This window comes from Paraburkholderia sejongensis (assembly GCF_020880815.1).
Classification (GTDB): Bacteria; Pseudomonadota; Gammaproteobacteria; order Burkholderiales; family Burkholderiaceae; genus Paraburkholderia; species Paraburkholderia sejongensis.
Genome location: NZ_JAJITD010000002.1, coordinates 85,792 through 105,422, shown reverse-complemented (window position 1 = coordinate 105,422; position 19,631 = coordinate 85,792). Strand labels below are relative to the sequence as shown.

General features: G+C 65.6%; 20 protein-coding genes, 1 other RNA gene and 1 riboswitch. Of the genes, 11 read left to right on the top strand and 10 right to left on the bottom strand.

Annotated elements, in window-relative coordinates; all coding sequences use genetic code 11:
• Positions 1-155: 155 nt before the first annotated feature.
• The 3 genes from LJ656_RS04025 to lptF are packed head-to-tail and all read right to left on the bottom strand — an operon-like array spanning position 156 to position 2,838.
• Positions 156-536: a sirohydrochlorin chelatase gene (locus LJ656_RS04025; RefSeq protein ID WP_230507994.1), complete on the bottom strand. Its 381-nt coding sequence runs from the start codon at positions 534-536 to the stop codon at positions 156-158.
• Positions 537-588: 52 nt separating this feature from the next.
• A complete protein-coding gene (lptG, locus tag LJ656_RS04020) occupies positions 589-1,737 on the bottom strand; it encodes an LPS export ABC transporter permease LptG (RefSeq protein WP_230507993.1) in 1,149 nt (382 codons plus the stop codon).
• Positions 1,738-1,740: 3 nt separating this feature from the next.
• The gene (lptF, locus tag LJ656_RS04015; RefSeq protein WP_230507992.1) at positions 1,741-2,838 is read right to left on the bottom strand and encodes an LPS export ABC transporter permease LptF; all 1,098 of its coding nucleotides are present in this window, start codon (positions 2,836-2,838) and stop codon (positions 1,741-1,743) included.
• A gap of 137 nt (positions 2,839-2,975) precedes the next feature.
• On the opposite strand from lptF, the gene LJ656_RS04010 reads away from it, so the two are divergent.
• The 3 genes from LJ656_RS04010 to LJ656_RS04000 all read left to right on the top strand — a co-directional run bounded on the left by LJ656_RS04010 (position 2,976) and on the right by LJ656_RS04000 (position 5,461).
• Positions 2,976-4,487, top strand: coding sequence for a leucyl aminopeptidase (locus LJ656_RS04010; RefSeq protein ID WP_230507991.1), 1,512 nt, complete (start codon positions 2,976-2,978; stop codon positions 4,485-4,487).
• A 64-nt stretch (positions 4,488-4,551) separates the two neighbouring features.
• Entirely contained in the window at positions 4,552-4,974 is a 423-nt protein-coding gene (locus LJ656_RS04005; RefSeq protein ID WP_230507990.1) for a DNA polymerase III subunit chi, read from the top strand.
• A gap of 19 nt (positions 4,975-4,993) precedes the next feature.
• Positions 4,994-5,461, top strand: a complete 468-nt coding sequence (locus LJ656_RS04000) for a DUF2486 family protein (protein ID WP_230507989.1) — start codon at positions 4,994-4,996, stop codon at positions 5,459-5,461.
• Positions 5,462-5,468: 7 nt separating this feature from the next.
• Here the strand turns inward: LJ656_RS04000 and LJ656_RS03995 are convergent, their stop codons facing one another.
• Together LJ656_RS03995 and ilvD are read right to left on the bottom strand one after the other, a co-directional pair.
• Positions 5,469-5,807, bottom strand: coding sequence for a c-type cytochrome (locus tag LJ656_RS03995; RefSeq protein ID WP_230507988.1), 339 nt, complete (start codon positions 5,805-5,807; stop codon positions 5,469-5,471).
• Between the two features lie 170 nt (positions 5,808-5,977).
• On the bottom strand, positions 5,978-7,651 hold the full coding sequence (ilvD, locus tag LJ656_RS03990) for a dihydroxy-acid dehydratase (protein ID WP_230507987.1): 1,674 nt from the start codon (positions 7,649-7,651) through the stop codon (positions 5,978-5,980).
• Between the two features lie 287 nt (positions 7,652-7,938).
• Between ilvD and LJ656_RS03985 the strand changes: the two genes are divergently transcribed.
• A complete protein-coding gene (locus tag LJ656_RS03985) occupies positions 7,939-8,934 on the top strand; it encodes a LysR family transcriptional regulator (RefSeq protein WP_230507986.1) in 996 nt (331 codons plus the stop codon).
• A gap of 179 nt (positions 8,935-9,113) precedes the next feature.
• On the top strand, positions 9,114-10,019 hold the full coding sequence (gene lgt, locus LJ656_RS03980; RefSeq protein WP_230507985.1) for a prolipoprotein diacylglyceryl transferase: 906 nt from the start codon (positions 9,114-9,116) through the stop codon (positions 10,017-10,019).
• A gap of 86 nt (positions 10,020-10,105) precedes the next feature.
• On the opposite strand, the gene LJ656_RS03975 is transcribed toward lgt, so the two are convergent.
• The 5 genes from LJ656_RS03975 to LJ656_RS03955 all read right to left on the bottom strand — a co-directional run bounded on the left by LJ656_RS03975 (position 10,106) and on the right by LJ656_RS03955 (position 12,556).
• Complete coding sequence (locus tag LJ656_RS03975; RefSeq protein ID WP_230507984.1) at positions 10,106-10,831, bottom strand: SIMPL domain-containing protein; 726 nt, start codon at positions 10,829-10,831, stop codon at positions 10,106-10,108.
• Positions 10,832-10,990: 159 nt separating this feature from the next.
• A complete protein-coding gene (locus LJ656_RS03970; RefSeq protein ID WP_230507983.1) occupies positions 10,991-11,449 on the bottom strand; it encodes an EVE domain-containing protein in 459 nt (152 codons plus the stop codon).
• A 105-nt stretch (positions 11,450-11,554) separates the two neighbouring features.
• Positions 11,555-11,736, bottom strand: a non-coding RNA gene (ssrS, locus tag LJ656_RS03965) — 6S RNA.
• 149 nt (positions 11,737-11,885) lie between these two features.
• Positions 11,886-12,200, bottom strand: a complete 315-nt coding sequence (locus tag LJ656_RS03960; RefSeq protein ID WP_230507982.1) for a cell division protein ZapA — start codon at positions 12,198-12,200, stop codon at positions 11,886-11,888.
• Positions 12,197-12,556: a coiled-coil domain-containing protein gene (locus LJ656_RS03955; protein WP_230507981.1), complete on the bottom strand. Its 360-nt coding sequence runs from the start codon at positions 12,554-12,556 to the stop codon at positions 12,197-12,199. Before LJ656_RS03955 ends, LJ656_RS03960 begins: the two co-directional genes overlap by 4 nt.
• A 219-nt stretch (positions 12,557-12,775) precedes the next feature.
• A riboswitch (cobalamin riboswitch) is annotated at positions 12,776-13,035 on the top strand.
• A gap of 86 nt (positions 13,036-13,121) precedes the next feature.
• Between LJ656_RS03955 and LJ656_RS03950 the strand changes: the two genes are divergently transcribed.
• From LJ656_RS03950 to cobC, 6 genes are read left to right on the top strand one after another with little or no spacing between them, the layout of a single operon-like run.
• Positions 13,122-15,149, top strand: coding sequence for a TonB-dependent receptor domain-containing protein (locus LJ656_RS03950; protein WP_230507980.1), 2,028 nt, complete (start codon positions 13,122-13,124; stop codon positions 15,147-15,149).
• 39 nt (positions 15,150-15,188) lie between these two features.
• Complete coding sequence (locus LJ656_RS03945) at positions 15,189-16,295, top strand: FecCD family ABC transporter permease (RefSeq protein WP_230507979.1); 1,107 nt, start codon at positions 15,189-15,191, stop codon at positions 16,293-16,295.
• Positions 16,292-17,143, top strand: a complete 852-nt coding sequence (locus LJ656_RS03940) for an ABC transporter ATP-binding protein (protein WP_230507978.1) — start codon at positions 16,292-16,294, stop codon at positions 17,141-17,143. Before LJ656_RS03945 ends, LJ656_RS03940 begins: the two co-directional genes overlap by 4 nt.
• A gap of 41 nt (positions 17,144-17,184) precedes the next feature.
• Entirely contained in the window at positions 17,185-18,246 is a 1,062-nt protein-coding gene (gene cobT / locus LJ656_RS03935; RefSeq protein WP_230507977.1) for a nicotinate-nucleotide--dimethylbenzimidazole phosphoribosyltransferase, read from the top strand.
• Positions 18,247-18,273: 27 nt separating this feature from the next.
• The gene (locus LJ656_RS03930) at positions 18,274-19,050 is read left to right on the top strand and encodes an adenosylcobinamide-GDP ribazoletransferase (RefSeq protein ID WP_230507976.1); all 777 of its coding nucleotides are present in this window, start codon (positions 18,274-18,276) and stop codon (positions 19,048-19,050) included.
• Positions 19,035-19,625, top strand: coding sequence for an alpha-ribazole phosphatase (gene cobC / locus LJ656_RS03925; protein ID WP_230507975.1), 591 nt, complete (start codon positions 19,035-19,037; stop codon positions 19,623-19,625). Before LJ656_RS03930 ends, cobC begins: the two co-directional genes overlap by 16 nt.
• Positions 19,626-19,631 lie beyond the last annotated feature (6 nt).

Below are 19,631 nucleotides of genomic sequence, written 5' to 3'. Positions count from 1 at the left end.
ACCGGCCGCGCGCTGAGCGTCGACTAGCGTCGACAGTGCGCGGACCCATCCCGGTCTGCTTTTTCGCGCTCAGGCCGCCCGGCTACGTTGCGCGCTCGAAGCAACGCTCGAAGCAACAGTAACGAGCGTCGTGCTGACGCGCACGGCAGCGGACTTCAAAGCTGCTGCAGGCAATAATGCGCGAGCGCATCCAATACCGAGTCGTCTTCACCGACCGCGACCGCGCAGCGGATCTCGATCGCGGGATGCGTGGCCCGGCATCGGTCGAGGATCTCCGGCAGATCCTTGCGGACATGGCCGCCTTGCCCGAAGAACACCGGCACCACGGTGATCGCATCGCAGCCTTGCCCGGCGAGCTGAGCGACGGCGGTCGGCAGATCGGGCTCCATCAACTCGAGAAATGCGAGCGAGACGGGCTGCGCGTCGCCGCTGGCCGCGCGCGCGGCGCGCAGCTTGTCGGCGAGCCGCTCGAACGGCTCGCGCCAGCGCGCATCGCGCGCGCCGTGGCCAAACAGAATCAGTCCGTGAATTGCCATCGCGTCGGCTCCCGATTGCGCTGAGCGCGTGCGTCGCTACGTTTTCGCCGCGTTAATGCCGGTCGACCCACTTCAGGCCGACGAGCCCGAGCACGAGATAGACGAGCCCCGGCGTCGCCGCGGTCAGCGGCGCGGGCCACGTGTTGAGCGTACCGATGTGCGAGAACAGCGTGTTGAACAGCTGGAAGCTCATGCCGAGCATGATGCCGCCGAACACTTTCATGCCGACCACGCCGGCGCGCGTATGCAGATACGCGAACGGCAGCGACAGCACCAGCATCACGAACACCGCAAACGGATACAGCACCTTGCGCCACAGCGCGATTTCATAGCGCTGGGTGTCCTGATGGTTCTCGGTCAGATGCTGGATATAGCGGAACAGGTTGAACATCGACATCCGGTCCGGCGACACCAGCAGCACCGACAGAATCTGCGGCGTCAGCTCCGAGCGCAGCGAATACTCGGGCAGCGACACCTGCTTCGCGCGATACACCGGATTGAGCGCATCGGCCGGCATGCCCGTAGGCGCCGCGACGTCGAGCAACTGCGTGTCGGTCACGCCGGTCAGCAGCCAGTGCCCCGGCGGCTGATAGCGGCCGCTCTGCGCGATACGCACGTTCGCGAGCCGGAACTTCGAATCGAACTCGTAGATGCGCACGTTGCTGATCGTCGCGTCGGGCCGCAGTTCGCCGACATTGACGAAGCGTGTGACCTGCTCGCCGTCGGCGCGCTCGGTCAGCGTGTCCTTGACCCACACGCCCGACTGGAAGTTGCTCGACACCGACGAGCCGAGCGCTTCGAGCCGCACGCGCTCCGACAGTTGATCCGTGTATGGGCCGACCACTTCGCCGATCAGATAGGTGAGGAACACCAGCGGAACGCCGATCTTCAGCAGCGAGCGCAGCGCCTGATTGGTCGCGAGCCCGGACACGCGGAAGATCGTGTATTCGGAGTTCGCCGCCATCTGCGCGAACACGTAGATCGCGCTGATCAGCGCGGCGACCGGAATGATTTCGTAGAAGCGCGACGGCGTTTGCAGCGCGACGCGCAGCACCGCGTACTGGAATTTGTAGTTGCCGTGGCCGACCGAATTCAGTTCGTTGATCAGGTCGAAGAAGAAGAACAGACCCGAAAACGCGAACAGAATAAAGATGAACGTGAGATAGATCTGACGCGCGAAATACCTTTCATAGATGCGCATCGGTCAGGCTCCCTGCGAACGGCCGAACATCGCGCGCGTGAATAGCGGGCGGTTACGCACACGCAGCCAGAAGATGAACGCGACGATCGCCGCGACGATCACATGCAGGATCACGAGCCCGAGCCCGAACGACATCTTGCCTTGCTCGATCCACGACTGCACCACGTTCAGCAGGTTCGAATAGGTGAGATAGATCAGTACAGCCATGACGAGGTTGATGGTGCGACTGCGGCGCGGATTCTGGTGCGCGAGCGGAATGGCCAGCAGCATCAGGTTGATCGCGATCAGCGGCAGGCCGGCGCGCCACGCGAATTCGGCGAGGTTCACGTTAGTCGGATTGCGCAGCAGTGTCAGGGTGGGCAGACCGGTGGTGGTCGGCTTGTTGACGACCGGCTGGCTCTGGATTTTCACGCCGTAGCGTTCGAACTCCATGATGCGAAAGTCGGGGTGGCCCGGCTCGCCGTCGTAGCGGCGGCCGTTTTCCAGCACCACGAAGCGGTCGCCGTTCTCATGCGTCTCGATGTGGCCGGTCTTCGACACCACCACGTTGACCTTGCCGCCCTCGGTGCTGGTCACGAACACGTTCTCGACGCGGCCCTGATCGGGCGACATTTTCTCGATGAAGAACACCCGGTGGCTGGACGCCGATTCACGGAACTGTCCGGGCGCGAGCAGCGAAACCTCGTCGCGCTGTTGGAAGCGCGCGCGGATCAGCTTGCTTTGCTGATTCGACCACGGCCAGCCGACGAACACGAAGAAGCAGATCAGGATGATGATCGGCGTGGCGAACAGGCCGATCGGTTTGATGAATTGCGTGAGACTGACGCCCGAGGACAGCCACACGACCATCTCGGAGTCTTTGTACCAGCGGGTGAGCACGAACAGGATCGACACGAACAGCGTCGCGACGAGCATGATGGCCAGATAGCCGATCACGGTGAGGCCGATCAGAACCAGTACGTCGCGCGGATCGATCTCGCCCGAGGCCGCGAAGCCGACGATGCGGATCATCATCGTCGTCAGCACGAGCGTGAGGAGAACCATGAACACGGCACCAGCCGTGTACGCGAGCTCGCGCTGGAGGGAGCGTTCGAAGATCATTATTGATGACGAGAGGGGGCGCTCACGGCAACGCGCGGGTTCATTCCCGTCACGCCTCCGGTGCAGCCGCCGCGGGAAAAATAGCGGATAATTGCGGCTTTCATCCTAAGCCCAGATTTTATCCGAGGACAAGCGCGATGGACTTTAGCATAAAAGCCTGTGATTGGACCAAAGGCTCGACGAACGGTTTCCTGACCGGCAAATCCGATTGCATCGTGATCGGCGTGTTCGAGTCGCAAACGCTGTCGGGCGCGGCGCTGGAGATCGACGAGGCCACCAAAGGGCTGCTCACGCGCGTCATCAAGGCAGGCGACATGGACGGCAAAGCCGGCACCACGTTGTTCCTGCATGAAGTGCAGGGCATTGGCGCATCGCGCGTGCTGCTGGTCGGCCTCGGCAAACAGGACGCTTTCAGCCAGAAGGCGTACGGCGAAGCGGTGCGTGCCGCATGGCGCGCGCTGCTCGGCACGAAGATCGTGCAGGTCACTTTCACGCTCGCGCAACTGCCGGTGCTCGAACGCGGCTCCGACTGGGCCGTGCGCGCCGCGGTCCTCGCGCTGCGCGAGCTGACCTACCGCTTCACGCAGATGAAGAGCAAGCCGGACAACACGCCGCGCGCGCTCAAGCGCATCGTGTTCAGCGTCGCCACCGGCGACGAAAAAGCCGCCAAGCTCGCCGCGAAGCAGGGCGCCGCGCTCGCCAACGGGATGGACCTCACGCGCGACCTGGGCAATCTGCCGAGCAACGTCTGCACGCCGACCTATCTGGCGAACACCGCGAAGAAGCTCGCGAAAGACTGGAAGCTGAAGGTCGAGGTGCTCGGCGAGAAGCAATGCGAAGCGCTGAAGATGGGCTCGTTCCTGTCGGTCACCGCGGGCGCGGTCGAGCCGGCCCAGTTCATCGTGCTGCAGTACCAGGGCGGCGCCGCGAAGGCCGCGCCGGTGGTGCTGGTCGGCAAGGGCGTCACGTTCGACACCGGCGGCATCTCGCTGAAGCCGGGCGAGGGCATGGACGAGATGAAGTACGACATGTGCGGCGCGGGCTCGGTGCTCGGCACGCTGCGCGCGGTCGCCGAGATGGGTCTGAAGATCAACGTGGTCGGCATCATTCCGGCGGTCGAGAACATGCCGTCTGGCACCGCGACCAAGCCGGGCGATATCGTCACCAGCATGAAGGGCATCACGATCGAGGTGCTCAACACCGACGCCGAAGGCCGGCTGATCCTGTGCGACGCGCTCACCTACGCGGAGCGCTTCAAGCCGGCTGCGGTGATCGACATCGCGACGCTGACCGGCGCGTGCATCATCGCGCTCGGCCATCACAACAGCGGCCTGTTCTCGAAGGACGACGCGCTCGCGGGCGAGCTGCTGGACGCGTCGCGCGAGGCGTCGGACCCGGCATGGCGTCTGCCGCTCGACGACGAATACCAGGACCAGTTGAAGTCGAACTTCGCGGATGTCGCGAACATCGGCGGACGGCCGGCGGGCAGCGTGACGGCCGCCTGCTTCCTGTCGCGCTTCACGGATGCTTATCCGTGGGCCCACCTCGACATCGCGGGCACCGCGTGGAAGAGCGGCGCGGCCAAGGGCGCGACCGGCCGGCCGGTGCCGTTGCTCGCGCAGTTCCTGATCGACCGCGCCGGGCAATGATGGTTAGCGGTAAGCGCGCGCACCGCGCGCGGCAACTGAGGCGACACGCGCAGTGGAGCAGCCGGTGACGAGAATCGATTTCCACTCGAACGTCGGCAATGCGCTGCTGTACGCGTGCCGCCTCGCGCGCAAGGCGTATCTGGCGGGCCAGCCGCTCGTCGTGCTGGCCGAGCCGCCGCGGCTGCGGGCCTTCGACGAGCAGCTTTGGGTGTTCTCGCCGCTCGACTTCATCCCGCACTGCATGGCGGGTACGCCGCTTGCATCTGAAACGCCGGTAGTGCTGACCAGCAATCTCGACGCCGCCCCGCATCACCAGATCCTGCTGAACCTCGGCGCGACGGTGCCGGCGCAGTTCGCGCGGTTTGAACGCTTGCTCGAAGTGGTCGGCAACGACCAGGACGAACTGGTCGCCGGCCGCGAACGCTATCGGTTCTACCGCGATCGCGGTTATGCGTTGAACAACTACAAGCAGGGCGGCGAGGCCTGATTCAACCCGGAGAGCGCACGTGTCCGATCCCAACGACCATTCGATTCCGCTGCTGCAGGAGATCATCCAGCCAGGCCGCGCACCGCGGACGGGCGATGCGTCCGGCGCGAGCGCTGCGCCGGACGTGTTCGATCGCAGCGAGCCGTCCATTCCGCTCGAAGCCGGCGCGACGGTGCCGCCGGACATCGGCGGCGAGGGCGCGCATGACGCCGCGACCCATCCGCGCGTACCGGAAGCCGCCGCGGCTCAGCCTGAACTCGACGCCGACGCGCTCGCCGAACGCCTGTGCGGTCGCCTCGAAGGTTTTCTCGCGGGCGAGGGGCGTGGCCTGATCGACGCGCGTTGTCGCGACGCGGTGCAGCAGCACACGAACCTGCTGGTTGCGCGAGTTACGCGCGAAGTCGCACGTGTGGTCGAAGCCGAGCTGAGCGGCTGGGTTCGTGAAGCGGTGCGAGAGGAACTGGCCCGGCACGCGGGCCGCGCGTGAGAGACGCTTATTTGAGCGTCAGCACCCAGGCCGCGAGCGTGGCCGCCTGATCGGGCGTGAGCTGCGTATTGGCGGGCATCGGCACGCGGCCCCACACGCCGGTGCTGCCATCGAGAATCTTGTGCTTCAGGTAGATCGCCGCGTCTTCGCGTCCCGCATATTTCGCGGCCACCTCCTGCAGTGCCGGCCCCATGAAGCGGCGCGTGACCGAATGGCAGCTCATGCAGTTCTTCTGCTGTGCGAGCGCGAGGCCGGCGGCGGCCTCTGCATGAACGGGACCGGCGGCGCTCAGAGCGGCGGCGAGCGCAACAGCGGCGGCAACAGCTGCATACGACTTCGATTTCATTATGGTCTCCGCCGGTGCGAAGGCCCGGCTCGTGGTGCACGCATTATAAGAGCAAAGGGGCGCACGGCTGGCCGCGCGCCCCTTTGCGTGTTTGCGTAGCGCGGCGCCGCCCGCGGCCGCGCCCAGCGCCCGTGCTTACCCCTCGATCAATCAGTCGGTCAATCCGTCGATCAACCCGTCACCGCGCCCCGGTTCGCCGGCTGCGCGAGCGCGAAATACTTCGCCATCACGCCGCGCGTGTAACGTGGCTGGGGCGCCTGCCATGCGGCGCGGCGACGCTGCAGTTCGACGTCGTCGACGTTCAGTTGCAGCAGCAGCCGGTGCGCGTCGATCGTGATCGAATCGCCTTCGCGCACCAGCGCAATCGTGCCGCCGACGAATGCCTCCGGCGCCACGTGCCCGACCACCATTCCCCATGTGCCGCCCGAGAAGCGGCCGTCGGTGATCAGGCCGACTGTTTCGCCGAGCCCCTTGCCGATGATCGCCGAGGTCGGCGCGAGCATCTCCGGCATCCCCGGGCCGCCTTTCGGGCCGAGATAGCGCAACACCACCACGTCGCCGGCGACGATCCTGTCCGCGAGGATCGCTTCGAGCGCGCTCTGCTCGTCATCGAACACGCGTGCCGGGCCGGTGATCACCGGGTTCTTCAGGCCGGTGATCTTGGCGACCGCGCCATCGACCGCGAGGTTGCCCTTCAGGATCGCGAGATGGCCTTGCGCGTAGAGCGGCTTGTCGATTGGGAAGATCACCTGCTGATCGGCGCGCGGTTTGGCGGGCACGTCCTTCAGCTCCTCGGCGAGCGTCTTGCCGGTGATCGTGATGCAGTCGCCGTGCAGCAGCCCGGCGTCGAGCAGGATCTTCAGCACCTGCGGGATGCCGCCGGCCTTGTGCAGATCGGTCGCGACGTACTGACCCGACGGCTTCAGGTTGCAGATCACCGGCACCTTCTTGCGCATCCGCTCGAAGTCCTCGATCGTCCATTCGACCTCGGCCGCGTGCGCGATCGCCAGATAGTGCAGCACCGCGTTGGTCGAGCCGCCGGTCGCCATGATCAGCGCAACCGCGTTTTCGATCGATTTCTTCGTGATGATGTCGCGCGGCTTCAGGTCCCGCTTGACCGCCTCGACCAGCACGCGCGCCGATGCGGCGGCCGAGTCGACCTTCTCCTGATCGGGGTTGGCCATCGTCGACGAATACAGCAGCGACATGCCGAGCGCTTCGAACGACGAGCTCATCGTGTTGGCGGTGTACATGCCGCCGCACGAGCCGGTCGACGGGCACGCGTTCTTCTCGATGCCCTCGAAATCCTCCTCCGACATGCGCCCGGCGGTGAATTCGCCGACTGCCTCGAACGACGACACGATCGTCAGGTCGGTGCCCTTCCAGTTGCCCGGGCGGATCGTGCCCCCGTACACGTAGATGCCCGGCACGTTGATGCGGGCGAGCGCGATCATCCCGCCCGGCATGTTCTTGTCGCAGCCGCCGATCACGACCACGCCGTCCATCCATTGCCCCTGCACGCAGGTCTCGATGCAGTCGGAGATCACCTCGCGCGACACCAGCGAGTACTTCATTCCCTCGGTGCCCATCGACATGCCGTCGGAAATCGTCGGCGTGCCGAAGGTCTGCGCATTGGCGTCGGCCTGTTTGATCGCGACCACGGCCGCGTCGGCGAGGCGTTGCAGGCCGGCGTTGCACGGCGTGATCGTCGAGTGGCCGTTGGCGATGCCGATCATCGGTTTGTCGAAATCGTCTTTCTGGTAGCCGAGCGCGTAGTACATCGAACGATTCGGCGAGCGGGCGACGCCCTGCGTGATGTTTTTCGAACGACGGTTGTAGGGCATGAGGGGCTCCAAGTCTGTCTGTTCTGTTCGTCAGCCGGGCCCGCGGAGACCCGCGGGGGCGCGTGACTGCGTCGGTTGCATGCGCGTGGGCGGCGGCCCGCGGCTGCTGCCCGGTACCGCTTCGACCGACCGCGGCGCGCGCATCCGTTCAGTGTAGTGCCGCGACGCCTGGCGGGCAGGCGGTTTTGCAGACCGCGGGTCGCGTGTATTATTCGCGCTTGTTTAGGTCGCAGAAACTCTTAGTCCCGATAGTCCAGATAGTCCCGCTAGTCGCACTAGCCCCGCCCATGCTGCCGACGATCCCCGATCTGCGCCAATTGCGCTACTTCGTTACCGTCGCCGAGGAAAAACACTTCGGCCGCGCGGCCGCGCGCCTGTCGATGACGCAGCCGCCGCTGTCGCAGGCGATCCGCGCGCTCGAAGAGACGCTCGGCGTCGAGCTGTTCGCGCGCACCAAGCGCTCGGTCGAGCTGACGCCGGTCGGCGCCGATCTGCTGCCGGAGGTGCAGCGGCTGCTGGCGGCCGCCGAGGGGCTGCGGCCGCTCGCGCAGAGCCTTGCGCGCGGCGAGGCGGGGGTGTTGTCGCTGGCGTTCGTGTCGACCGCGGACTACGGGCTGCTGCCGCTGCTGCTGCGCGAGTTCGGCGCGCGTCATCCGCGCGTGCGGCTCGAACTGACCGAGGCGACCAGCGACGTGCAGGTCGACGAACTGGTGGCCGGGCGCATCGACGCCGGGCTCGTGATCGCGCCGCTGCCGTCGCGCCACGCGGCGCAGTTGTCGTGGCTGCCGATCGCGCGCGAACCGCTGGTGATCGCGATGTCGACGGAGACGGCGGCGCGGCTGGAGCAAGGGGGCGGCGCGCGCGGAGCCGCTGCCGATCCCGCTGCCGATTCCGCCCCCGTCGCCGAATGGCTCGACACGCCGGTGAGCCTGCGCGACCTCGCCGACGCGCCGCTGGTGATCTTCCCAAGGCGTCTGGCGCCAGGCTTTTATGACATCATTATGGATTGCTACGGCGTTGCCGGCCTTGCGCCGCGGGTCGGCCAGGAAGCGATTCAGATGCAGACGATCGTCAGCCTCGTGTCGGCCGGCATGGGCGTCGCACTGGTGCCGCAATCGTTGCGTAACCTGCGTCGCACCGGGGTGGTGTACCGCCCGCTGTCGGAGTCGGTGCCGGCGATCGAGACCGGTCTCGTCTGGCGCACCGACGAGGTCAGTCCGGTGCTGGCGGGCTTCATCGAGATCGTGCGCGCGCATGCAGCGACGCTCGCCGCGCGTGTCTAACGGCGCGCCGCGTTGAACGCCGGGCGAGCTGCGCCGTCCAATGCCTGCCGCCCGGTTGCGTGGACCGTGCGCCGGTTTGCCGGGCAGCGGCTGCGCAACCCACTTCCTGTGAGTCGCACCGTTAATCCGACCGTAAGCATTGCTTCCTGATCCGAACCTGAACTGCCCATAACTACACGATGCTCATTCACCCCAATTTCGACCCCGTCGCCATTCATCTGGGGCCGCTCGCCGTGCGCTGGTACGGCCTGATGTATCTGGTCGCGTTCGTCGCGGCAATCGTCGTCGGCCGGCTGCGGCTGCGCTTGCCGTACGTCGCCGCGCAGGGCTGGACCGCGAAGGATATCGACGACATGCTGTTCTTCGGCGTGCTCGGCACGATCCTCGGCGGCCGGCTCGGCTATGTGCTGTTCTACAAGGCGAGCTTCTATTTCGCGCATCCGCTCGACATCTTCAAGGTGTGGGAAGGCGGGATGTCGTTTCACGGCGGCTTTCTCGGCGTGACCATCGCGATGATCCTGTTCGCGTATCAGCGCAAACGTTCGTGGCTGCAGGTGACCGACTTCGTCGCGCCGATGGTGCCGACGGGTCTCGCGGCCGGGCGTCTGGGCAACTTCATCAACGGCGAGCTGTGGGGCCGCGTGACCGATCCGGCCGCGCCGTGGGCGATGCTGTTTCCGGGCGCCGCACCCGACGACGCCGCATGGCTCGCCGCGCATCCGCAACTGGCCGCGCAATGGCATCTGGCCGACGTGTTCGCGCAATACCGGATGCTGCCGCGCCATCCGTCGCAGCTGTATGAAATCGCGCTGGAAGGCGTCGTGCTGTTCTTCGTGCTGATCCTGTTCTCGCGCAAGCCGAGGCCGATGGGCGCGATCTCAGCGCTGTTCCTGATCGGCTACGGCCTCGCGCGCTTCACGGTCGAATTCGCGCGCGAGCCGGACGACTTCCTCGGGCTGCTCGCAATGGGGCTGTCGATGGGGCAGTGGCTGTCGCTGCCGATGATCCTCGCGGGCATCGGCCTGATGGTGTGGGCGTATCGCCGTGGTCGCCGCGAGCCGGCGCAGGCAGTCAGCGCGAGCTGATCAGCGAGACCCGCAATGAAAAACGCCGCGGCATGGAAACATGCCGCGGCGTTTTTGCTTTTTGCGGGCTGTAAAGCTCGCCTGCCTCACTTCATCTGCACCGACCCCGACACATTGACCGTCACCGTCGTGGTGCCGCCTTCGAGCGGCATCTGCGCCATCTTCGCGTCGGCGCCCATCGCGCGCGCGCTCATCATCATCACCGGACGCGGCATCGCGCCGCTGTGATTGACGTTGACCTCGCGAATCGAATAACCGCTAAAGCCGAACGCCTGCGCCGACGCTGCGGCCTGCTCGCGAAACGACTTGATCGCGTCGCCGGTGATGCGCTGCTCGGCGGCGCGCTGCGCTTCCGGAGACAGCGAGAAGTGCACGTTGCCGACCTGCATGATCGATGCCATCTGCGCGGCGAGTTTCGATGCCGCCGCGAAATCGCGCGATTCGAGCACGACTTCCGTGCGGCCGCGCCACGCGGAAATGCGTCCGTCGCGATCGGTCGACGGGAAGATCGAGAACGCGCCCGAGCGCGCGGTCACGCCGCTCACGCCGCGCGCTTTTTGCATTGCCGCATCCGCGCGCTGGTTCAGCGTCGCGGTCAGCGTCGACGGATCGCTCGCTTCCTGCTCGTAAAACAGCGTGATCTCGACGACGTCCTGCGGCACTTCGGCACTCGCCTGCGCATTGAGCGACAGCACGCCGGACGGCTGCGGCATCACGCTCTGCGCTCGCGCGACGGGCGGCGCCAACGCAAGTGCGACCGGCGCGGTACAGGCGAAAGCCAATGCGAGCGCGCGTGCGGTTTTTTTCATCATTACTGGACTCCTTGGTTGAGCAGGTGGTGCAGGTTTGACGCTAGCGCCGCGCAGCGAGCGCGACGCGGGAGTGCGGTTGCGGGAGTGCGGTTGCAGGGGGCCCATCGCACGAAAGCGCGTCGCCGCGCACGCGAGGCGGCCGCGCGGCGACGCGCTCGTTCAGGCAAGCTCTTTGGTGATGAAGCGCCATTCGGCTGCGGTGACCGGCGTGATCGACAGCCGGTTGCCCTTGGCCAGCACGCGCATGTCCTGCAATTGCGGATGCTCGCGCAGCGCGGCCAGTGGAATCAGCGCGATCTTCTTTTTGAACACGACGTCGACGAGCATCCAGCGCGGTGTTTCCGGCGACGATTTCGCGTCGTAATACGGGCTCTTTTTATCGAACTGGGTCGGGTCCGGATAAGCGGTCGACGCGACTTCCGCGAGTCCCGCGATGCCGGGCTCGGGACAACTGGAGTGATAGAACAGCACGCCGTCGCCGATCTGCATTGTGTCGCGCATGAAATTGCGCGCCTGGTAATTGCGCACACCGGTCCACGGCAGTGTGCGATGCGGTGCGTTGGCGAGATCGTCGATGCTTGCTTCGTCCGGTTCGGACTTCATCAGCCAGTAGCGCATGAATCGAATTGGATGGTGGATGAACGGTAAAAGATTGAGCGACACGCAAAAAACGGGCGCCCAAAGAAAAACGGCATCGAACCGAAGTCCGACGCCGTTCCAGATAAGGTCCCCGCCTTAGCCGCTAGGCCGGCATCCTGAACCGAGGGTTCAGAATTGGTCGCAGTTAGCAACACTTCGGGTACATCAGACAGAGTGACGCGCACACCCGTGCTACAAATTTCCGCAACCGTGCACATGGCATTGGTTCAAGGAATATATGACCTTGGCGAACCAGGCAGGGAAGCTAAACCGATAAAGCAACAACCATTCAACTTTACGACTGAACTCAAACGTTTGCCACGAACTATTCATTCACTTCACAGCACCGCGTTCGAGGCCACTTCATTAAATCTGCTTAAGTGCGGGACCGGTGCGAAACCGGTCAGCGACTTATTTACTGCAAGCTGTACTGCTCAATCACAGTACCTAGCTGTTCGTTCATTTGCTGCATTGTACGCCGGATTTCTTCAGCGGGAAATGCTTCTCCGTGACGTACGCTGTTTTGCAGCTTAAGCAGTTCCGATGCCAGCGACAGCGCAGCCATTACTGCAATGCGATCCGTGCCGCGCACGTTGCTATTGCTGCGGATCTTCTTCATTTCCGCATCGACGCGCGCGACCGCTTCGAGCAGCGCGCCTTCGGTTTCCGCCGAGCAGGCGAGACGATACGGTACTTCGAGAATCGAGACTTCGATCTGCTTGGTGGTCATGCGTTTTCTCCGTGGCGGCTCACGTCGCTTTCCGCTTGCTCGCCCGCGGGCTGAGCGGACTCGAGCAGATCGAGCTGGTTATCCGGTTCGTTGCTCGCGCGTGCACGCGGCAATTTTTCGAGAATCGCATTCAGGCGCACCTGCGCGTCGTCGATTTTGGCCGACAGTGCATCGCGTTCCGCTTGCAGTGCATCGCGTTCCGCGCGCAGTTGCGCGAGCTCGGTGTGCGTGGCCTCGACTTCGGCGCGCGTTTGCGCGAGTTGTTCTTCGAGCGCGAGCCGCGCTTCGTGGTGGCGCTGGCTGATCGCAATCAGCTTGCCGATATTCTGGGAGAGTGATTCGAGTTCGGTGAGCATGTGCTGCGTCCTCTAAAGACCTCGCATTTTAGCGCGGAATATTGCAGGTTCCGACAAATGTCTCGTTTCGAGACGTAACAACATCGCTTCGTGCAGACTTATCGCGCCTTGCGTTGCAACCTGAGGCGGAAAGTGACGGGATCCATCGGACAATAATGCGCGCACAACCGGCTCGATTGCGCGTGCCTTGACCTTTCTTGACGCCCCGCGAGGCCGCTCCTAAACTTCCGCACTTCTGGTGCCGCGCGCGCTTTTCGGCGCACGCGGTTAAACGGGAAGCAGGGCGCGCGCGGTTTCCGGACCGCCGACGCGAAACCTGCGCTGCCCCCGCAACGGTAAACGACCGCATGGTCTTCATGCAGGTCGATCCTGATCGCAGGTTCGAAGTTCAACGTGCGAGTGTGCCACTGCGCATCATGCGTGGGAAGGCGGGATCGATGTGTCGTAGCCCGGATACCGGCCAGAAAAGAGGGACGTCCCCACGAAAACATCGAAACGGGGCGCCTCGTGACGCGTCGGCCCGCGGGGAAGCAGGCCGCGCATGCTTTCCACAGGAATCAATCCCATGTTGTCCGCTATCGCCCGCGCCGCGTTGCTCGCGTTCGCGAGCCTGCCGCTCGTTGCGCATGCGCAAGGCGCGCAGTCCAGTACATCCACAACCGGCGCAAACGTTGCCGCAGCCGCAACCGTCGAGAGCGGCGCAACTGTAGATAAGAGCGCTGACAAGAGGGCTAACAAGAGGGCTAACTCGAGCGCGCCGAATCCAGACGCCGCGAACACGGCCGACGTCAGTGCAACGGCGATCGGTGCGACTGTCGCCACCGCGTCGCCGATCGTGCTCGCGCCGGTCGTCGTGACCGCCGCGCGCGGGCCGCAAGCGCTCGCCGATACGATCCAGCAAACCACGCTGTTCGATCAGCAGGACATCGCCGACACCACCGCAACCGATCTGCCCGGCCTGCTGCAATTCGCGCCCGGCGCGCAAATCACGCGTACAGGTGGCCCCGGTTCGACGACGAGTCTCTATCTGCGCGGTGCGTCGTCGACGCAATCGCTGCTGCTGATCGACGGCGTGCGCGTCGATTCGGTCAGCCTCGGCGCCGCGCAACTCGCGCAGTTGCCGCTCGATCAGATCGACCGTGTCGAAGTGGTGAACGGCAACGTGTCCGCTTTATATGGTTCGGGTGCGATCGGCGGCGTCGTGCAGGTATTCACGAAAGACGGCGGCGCTCATCCGCCGCGTTTCAATTTTTCGGTCGGCTACGGCAGTTATCACACGCAGACGCAAACGGCCGGCGTGAACGGCGCGCTCGATCAGGACGGCCGCACGACCTTCAGCCTCGCGCTCGCGCGCAGCAAAACCGACGGCTTTTCCGCGCTCAATCCGAACGAGGCGCCGGCCGCGAATCCGAATGCGAACGGCTATCTGAATGAGAGCATTTCGGCATCGCTGCGTCACAAGTTCAACGACAGGTGGGATGCGGGCGTCGGCTATTTGCAGTCGAACGGCAACAACAGCTACGACAACGCGTACGGCGTGCCGACCGATCTGAACAATCTGTACAGCAAGGTGCGTCAGGTGTCGGTGTTCGCGAACGGCAAGCTGACCGACTGGTGGACCACCCACTTCACGATTGCCGAGGGCGCCGACCGCAGCGTGTCGAACACCAACGGCATCTACAACGGCCGCTTCGATACCGACAATCGCCAGTACACGTGGCAGAACGATTTCGCGCTCGCCGCGAACCAGAAGCTGCAACTCGGCTACGAGCATCTCGACCAGAGCCTCGAATCCGATACGTTCGCCGCGCCCGACCGGCACGTCGATTCGGTATTCGCGGGCTATACCGCGCGCTTCGGCCGCAGCCGCATTCAGGCCAACGTACGGCGCGACCAGTATTCCGATTTCGGCGGAGCGAACAGTTACTATCTCGGCTACGGTTTCGACATCACGTCGCACTGGAAGGCAACCGCAAGCTATTCGGACGCATTTCGCGCGCCGAGTTTCGACGATCTGTACTATCCGTACAGCGGCAATCCATCGATTCAACCCGAGCGCAGTCATTCGGTCGAAGCGGGTTTGCAGTACGCATCGGATACGCTCGGCGTGATGCGCGTGACCGCGTTCCAGACCCGCTACGCGAATCTGATCAACTACGTGCAGACGATCCCCGGCATCTATCTGGCGGAGAACGTCGGTCATGCGAAGGTGCAGGGACTCGAAGGCTCGTGGAGCGGTCATGTCGGCAAGACCGACGTGCGCGCGGCGCTCACGCTGCAAAATCCGGTCGATCTCGACAACGACGTCGACCTCGTGCGGCGCGCGCGGCGCTTCGCGTCGTTCGTGGTGAATCGCAGCATCGGTACGTGGCGGGTCGGCGGCGAATGGATCGTCAGCGGGCCGCGCGTGGATAGCAGCGGCAACCTCGGCGGCTACGGGATCGTGAATCTGTCCGCGCGCTACAACATCACGAAAGCGTGGTACGTGAGCGCGCATATCGACAATCTGCTGAACAAGGACTATGAGACGGTCTATTCGTACAACTCGCCGCGCCGCGGTGCGTATGTCACGCTCGGCTGGCAGCAGCAGTGACGCATGTGGGCGGCGGCGCGCATGCATGAGCGCACACGAATGAGCCGCTCGCATGGTTCGCTGCCCGCAACGATGCCTGCCTCACACACGATGAACACGATCAGCACGAGGAACACGATGAACGCGAAGCGCGCGGCGCTCATCTGGCTCGGGCTCGCGCTTGTCGCGCTTGCCGTGCTGGCGGCATCGCTCGCGCTCGGCAGCGTGCCGCTCGCGCCGTCGCGCGTGCTCGCGGCGCTGCTGCCGTCGCATGGCTTCGGTGGTGCGATCACCGGCGGCGCGCCTGCCGACGACCTCGCCGGCGAGATCGTTCGCACGTTGCGTTTGCCGCGCGCGCTCGCCGGCTTTGCGTGCGGCGCGCTGCTCGCACTCGCGGGCGCGCTGTTGCAGGTACTGCTGCGCAATCCGTTGGCCGAACCATACGTGCTCGGCGTGTCGGGCGGCGCGGCGACGTTCGCGCTGGTCGCGATGATTGCGGGCGGCGCATGGTGGCTCGTCGATGCAAGCGCATTCGCGGGCGCGTTCGTGTCGATCCTGCTGGTGCTCGGTCTCGCACGCCGCGAGTTGTGGCGCGGCGAACCGCAGGACACCTCGCCGCGTCTGCTGTTGACCGGCGCGGTGATCGCGGCCGGGTGGGGCGCGCTGATCACGCTGCTGCTCAATCTCGCGCCCGACAGCCGCTTGCGCGGGATGCTGTTCTGGCTGACCGGCGATCTGAACGGCGGCGCGCTGCCGTGGACCGCATTGCTCGCGCTGGCAGCCGCATTGATCGCGATCCTGCCGGCCGCGCCGCGTCTGAACGTGCTGCTGCGCGGCGACGCCGCCGCGCAGGCGCTCGGCGTCGCGGTGATGCCGCTGCGTTTGCGCGTGTACCTGGTCGCGTCGCTGGCGGCGGCCGCCGCAGTCACCACGGCGGGCACGATCGGCTTCGTCGGTCTGGTGGTCCCGCACATGCTGCGGCTCGCGTTCGGCAACGATCAACGGATGCTGTTGCCGGCCGCCGCGCTCGGCGGCGGAGTCGCGGTGATGGGCGCGGACCTGATCGCGCGCACCGTGATCGCGCCCGCGCAGTTGCCGGTCGGCGTGATTACGTCGCTGGTCGGCGTGCCGGTGTTTCTCTGGATGCTGCTCAAGCGTCGCCGATGATCGAAGCCACCCCCTCCGCCACCGCATTGCTGAGCGCGCAACGCCTGAGCCTGCACGCCGGCGCGCGCACGCTGCTCGACGCATTCACGCACAGCTTTCATGCCGGCGAAATCTGGTGCATCGCCGGCCCGAACGGCGCCGGCAAGACGACGCTGCTGTCGACACTCGCGGGACTATTGCAACCGTCGGCCGGTCACGTCGAACTCGATCGCGTGCCGCTCGCCGACTGGCAGCCGCAAGCGCTCGCGCGACGTCGCGCGCTGATGCCGCAAAGCGCGGCCGACGCGTTCAGCGCCAGCGTGCTCGATATCGTGCTGCTGAACCGCTTCCCGCATCTGACCGGTTGGGGCTGGGAGCGCGACGAGGATCGCGCGGCCGCGCACGCGGCGCTGGAGGTGCTCGGCCTCGCGCGGTTCGCGGCCCGCGACGTGCTGTCGTTATCGGGCGGCGAGCGCCAGCGCGTCGCGCTCGCGGCGGTGCTGTGCCAGCAGGCGCCGCTGTTGCTGCTCGACGAACCGTTGTCGCATCTGGACCTGCATCATCAGATCGACTGTCTCGAAGCGCTGAACGCGTGGACGCGCGAGTGGGCAGCCGGGCTGCCGCGCTGCGTGCTGTTCTCGTGCCACGACCTGAACCTCGCGCGCCGTTTCGCGACCCACGCGTTGCTGCTCGACGGCAACGGCGGCGCGCATGCGGGTCCGGTGCGCGACGTGTTGACGCCCGAACTGGCGAGCCGCGCATTCGGCTATCCCTTGATTCTGATTCGCGACGGCGAGCACGAGGCGCTGATTCCCGCGCCGCGCTCGCCGCATGAATCGGCGGCGATGCATGACGTCTCGTCAGGCTGAGCTTTTCTCGACATCACTCTTTTCCGCTTTCTCTCGCACCTATGACCCGCCATCCGTGTCCAGCCGGTTTACCTGAAGTCGCGCCGCTCGATCAAACGTTACGCGCCGAGCTGCAACAGCTGATCGATACGCGCACCAAGCCGCCGGGCAGCCTCGGCCGGCTCGAAACGCTCGCCCGCCAGATGGGCCTGATCCAGCGCAGCACGCGACCGGGCGTGCAGCGCCCGGTGATGATCGTGTTCGCCGGCGATCACGGCATCGCGGCCGAAGGCGTGAGTCCGTATCCGCAAGCGGTGACCGCGCAGATGGTCGCCAACTTCGTCGCCGGCGGCGCGGCGATCAATGCGCTGAGCCGCGTGGCCGGCGTCGAACTCGAAGTGGTCAACGCGGGCGTCGCGACGCCGTTGCCGTCGGCTGCCGGACTAGTCGACATTCCGGTCGCGCGCGGCACCCGCAACTTCGCGCACGAAGCGGCGATGACGCCGGCCGAAGCGCTCGCCGCGATGCAGGCAGGCGCCGCGCGCGTGCGTCATCACGCGGCGCTCGGCAGCAACGTGATCGGCTTCGGCGAGATGGGGATCGCGAACACGTCGGCGGCCGCCTGTCTGATGAGCCGGCTGTGCGACGTGCCGATCGACGAATGCGTCGGCCGCGGCACTGGTCTGGACAACGCCGGGCTCGCGCGCAAGCGCAACGTGCTGGCATCGGCGCTCGCGCGACACCCGGACGCGCGCGCGCCGCTCGACGTGCTCGCGACCTTCGGCGGTTTCGAAATCGCGATGATGGCGGGCGCGTATCTGGCGGCTGCCGAAGCGCGCATGACGATCCTCGTCGACGGCTTTATCGCGACCTCGGCGCTGCTGGTCGCCGATGCGTTCGCGCCCGACGTGCGCGACTACTGTGTGTTCGCGCATGCGTCGAACGAGGCCGGGCACCGGCGCATGCTCGATCACTTCGGCGCGCAGCCGTTGCTGTCGCTCGACCTGCGGCTGGGCGAAGGCACCGGCGCGGCGCTCGCGGTGCCGCTGCTGCGCGCGGCGGCGGCGTTTCTCAATGAGATGGCGAGCTTCGATTCGGCGGGCGTCGCGGATCGCGATGTCTGACAAAACCACTACGTCCTCGCTTCGCCGATGAACCCGCTCACGCAATTGCGCTATTTCTTCACCGCGCTCGGTTACTTCACGCGTGTGCCGGTGCCGCGTTGGGTCGGCTACGAACCGCACTATCTGAACGAGGCCGCGCGCTATTTTCCGCTCGTCGGCGTATTGATCGGCGGCTTCAGCGCGCTCGTCTATCTCGCCGCGTTGCGGGTGTTTCCGGCCGGCGTCGCGGTGCTGCTGTCGATGGCCGCGTCGTTGCTGGTGACCGGCGCGTTTCATGAAGACGGTCTGGCCGATTGCGTCGATGCGTTCGGTGGCGCATATTCCCGCGACGATGCGCTGCGCATCATGCATGACTCACGCATCGGCGCTTTCGGCGCCATCGCGCTGGTGATCGTCTTGGCGATGAAGTGGCAAACGCTCGCGTCCCTGCCGCCGGTGCGTGCCGCCAGTCTGATGATTGCCGCCCACGGCGCGAGCCGCGCGTGCGCGATCAGCTACCTGGCCACGCTCGATTACGTGCGCGCCGAGGGCAAGGCGAAGCCGGTCGCGCAGCGCCTGAGCGGCCCCGCGCTGGTGTGCGCGGCGCTGTTCGGCCTGCCGTGGCTGCTGTGGCCGAACGGGCCCGGCGCGCCCGACTGGCGGTTCGCCGCGCTCACGTGCGCTGTGCTATTCACATTACGCTTCGCGATCGGCCGTTATTTCGTCAGACGCATCGGCGGCTATACCGGCGACTGTCTCGGCTTCGCGCAGCAAATCTTCGAATTGAGCATCTACCTGGTGGGGCTCGCATGGATATCGTCCTGATTCGTCATCCGGCCGTCGCGCTCGATGCGGGCGTCTGTTACGGCCACAGCGACGTCGCGTTGGCCGAAGACGCCGAGGTGTCGTCGAACGCGCTCGCGATGAAGTTCGTGGCCTTGCAGGTGCCCGCGCCGCGCGTGCTGATTTCGAGCCCACTGACACGTTGCGCGGCGCTCGCGGCCGAGATCGCCAACGATTTCGGCTGCGTGGTCAGCCACGACGAGAATCTGAAGGAAATGGATTTCGGCGCCTGGGAGACACAGCGCTGGGACGCGATCGATCGCGCGCAACTCGACGACTGGGCCGCCGATTTCGAGCATGCGCGCGCGCATGGCGGTGAGAGCGTCGCGCAGTTCGTCGGGCGCGTGCAGTCGTGGTTCGATGCGTTTGCGAAGACGCGCGAGCTGTCGCCCGCGTATGTGGTCACGCATGCGGGGGTGATGCGCGCGATCGCATCCTGGGTGCTGGAGGTGCCGCTCGCGCACTGCCTGCAATGGCAGCTCGATATGACCGGGATCGTCTGGTTGCGGCGCAATGACGAGACGCAGCAGTGGGCGCTGGTGCGGTGGAATGCGTGAGCGTGA

What these genes read in the sequence shown, in the direction of transcription:
- LJ656_RS04025 (WP_230507994.1), bottom strand. Translation starts at nt 536, where the DNA reads ATGGCAATTCACGGACTGATTCTGTTTGGCCACGGCGCGCGCGATGCG.
- LJ656_RS03955 (WP_230507981.1), bottom strand. Translation starts at nt 12,556, where the DNA reads ATGCTCACCGAACTCGAATCACTCTCCCAGAATATCGGCAAGCTGATT.
- LJ656_RS03930 (WP_230507976.1), top strand. Translation starts at nt 18,274, where the DNA reads ATGAACCCGCTCACGCAATTGCGCTATTTCTTCACCGCGCTCGGTTAC.
- ilvD (WP_230507987.1), bottom strand. Translation starts at nt 7,651, where the DNA reads ATGCCCTACAACCGTCGTTCGAAAAACATCACGCAGGGCGTCGCCCGC.
- LJ656_RS03940 (WP_230507978.1), top strand. Translation starts at nt 16,292, where the DNA reads ATGATCGAAGCCACCCCCTCCGCCACCGCATTGCTGAGCGCGCAACGC.
- LJ656_RS04010 (WP_230507991.1), top strand. Translation starts at nt 2,976, where the DNA reads ATGGACTTTAGCATAAAAGCCTGTGATTGGACCAAAGGCTCGACGAAC.
- lptG (WP_230507993.1), bottom strand. Translation starts at nt 1,737, where the DNA reads ATGCGCATCTATGAAAGGTATTTCGCGCGTCAGATCTATCTCACGTTC.
- LJ656_RS03975 (WP_230507984.1), bottom strand. Translation starts at nt 10,831, where the DNA reads ATGATGAAAAAAACCGCACGCGCGCTCGCATTGGCTTTCGCCTGTACC.
- LJ656_RS03950 (WP_230507980.1), top strand. Translation starts at nt 13,122, where the DNA reads ATGTTGTCCGCTATCGCCCGCGCCGCGTTGCTCGCGTTCGCGAGCCTG.
- LJ656_RS03995 (WP_230507988.1), bottom strand. Translation starts at nt 5,807, where the DNA reads ATGAAATCGAAGTCGTATGCAGCTGTTGCCGCCGCTGTTGCGCTCGCC.
- cobC (WP_230507975.1), top strand. Translation starts at nt 19,035, where the DNA reads ATGGATATCGTCCTGATTCGTCATCCGGCCGTCGCGCTCGATGCGGGC.
- LJ656_RS03945 (WP_230507979.1), top strand. Translation starts at nt 15,189, where the DNA reads ATGAGCCGCTCGCATGGTTCGCTGCCCGCAACGATGCCTGCCTCACAC.
- cobT (WP_230507977.1), top strand. Translation starts at nt 17,185, where the DNA reads ATGACCCGCCATCCGTGTCCAGCCGGTTTACCTGAAGTCGCGCCGCTC.
- lptF (WP_230507992.1), bottom strand. Translation starts at nt 2,838, where the DNA reads ATGATCTTCGAACGCTCCCTCCAGCGCGAGCTCGCGTACACGGCTGGT.
- LJ656_RS03985 (WP_230507986.1), top strand. Translation starts at nt 7,939, where the DNA reads ATGCTGCCGACGATCCCCGATCTGCGCCAATTGCGCTACTTCGTTACC.
- LJ656_RS03960 (WP_230507982.1), bottom strand. Translation starts at nt 12,200, where the DNA reads ATGACCACCAAGCAGATCGAAGTCTCGATTCTCGAAGTACCGTATCGT.
- lgt (WP_230507985.1), top strand. Translation starts at nt 9,114, where the DNA reads ATGCTCATTCACCCCAATTTCGACCCCGTCGCCATTCATCTGGGGCCG.
- LJ656_RS03970 (WP_230507983.1), bottom strand. Translation starts at nt 11,449, where the DNA reads ATGCGCTACTGGCTGATGAAGTCCGAACCGGACGAAGCAAGCATCGAC.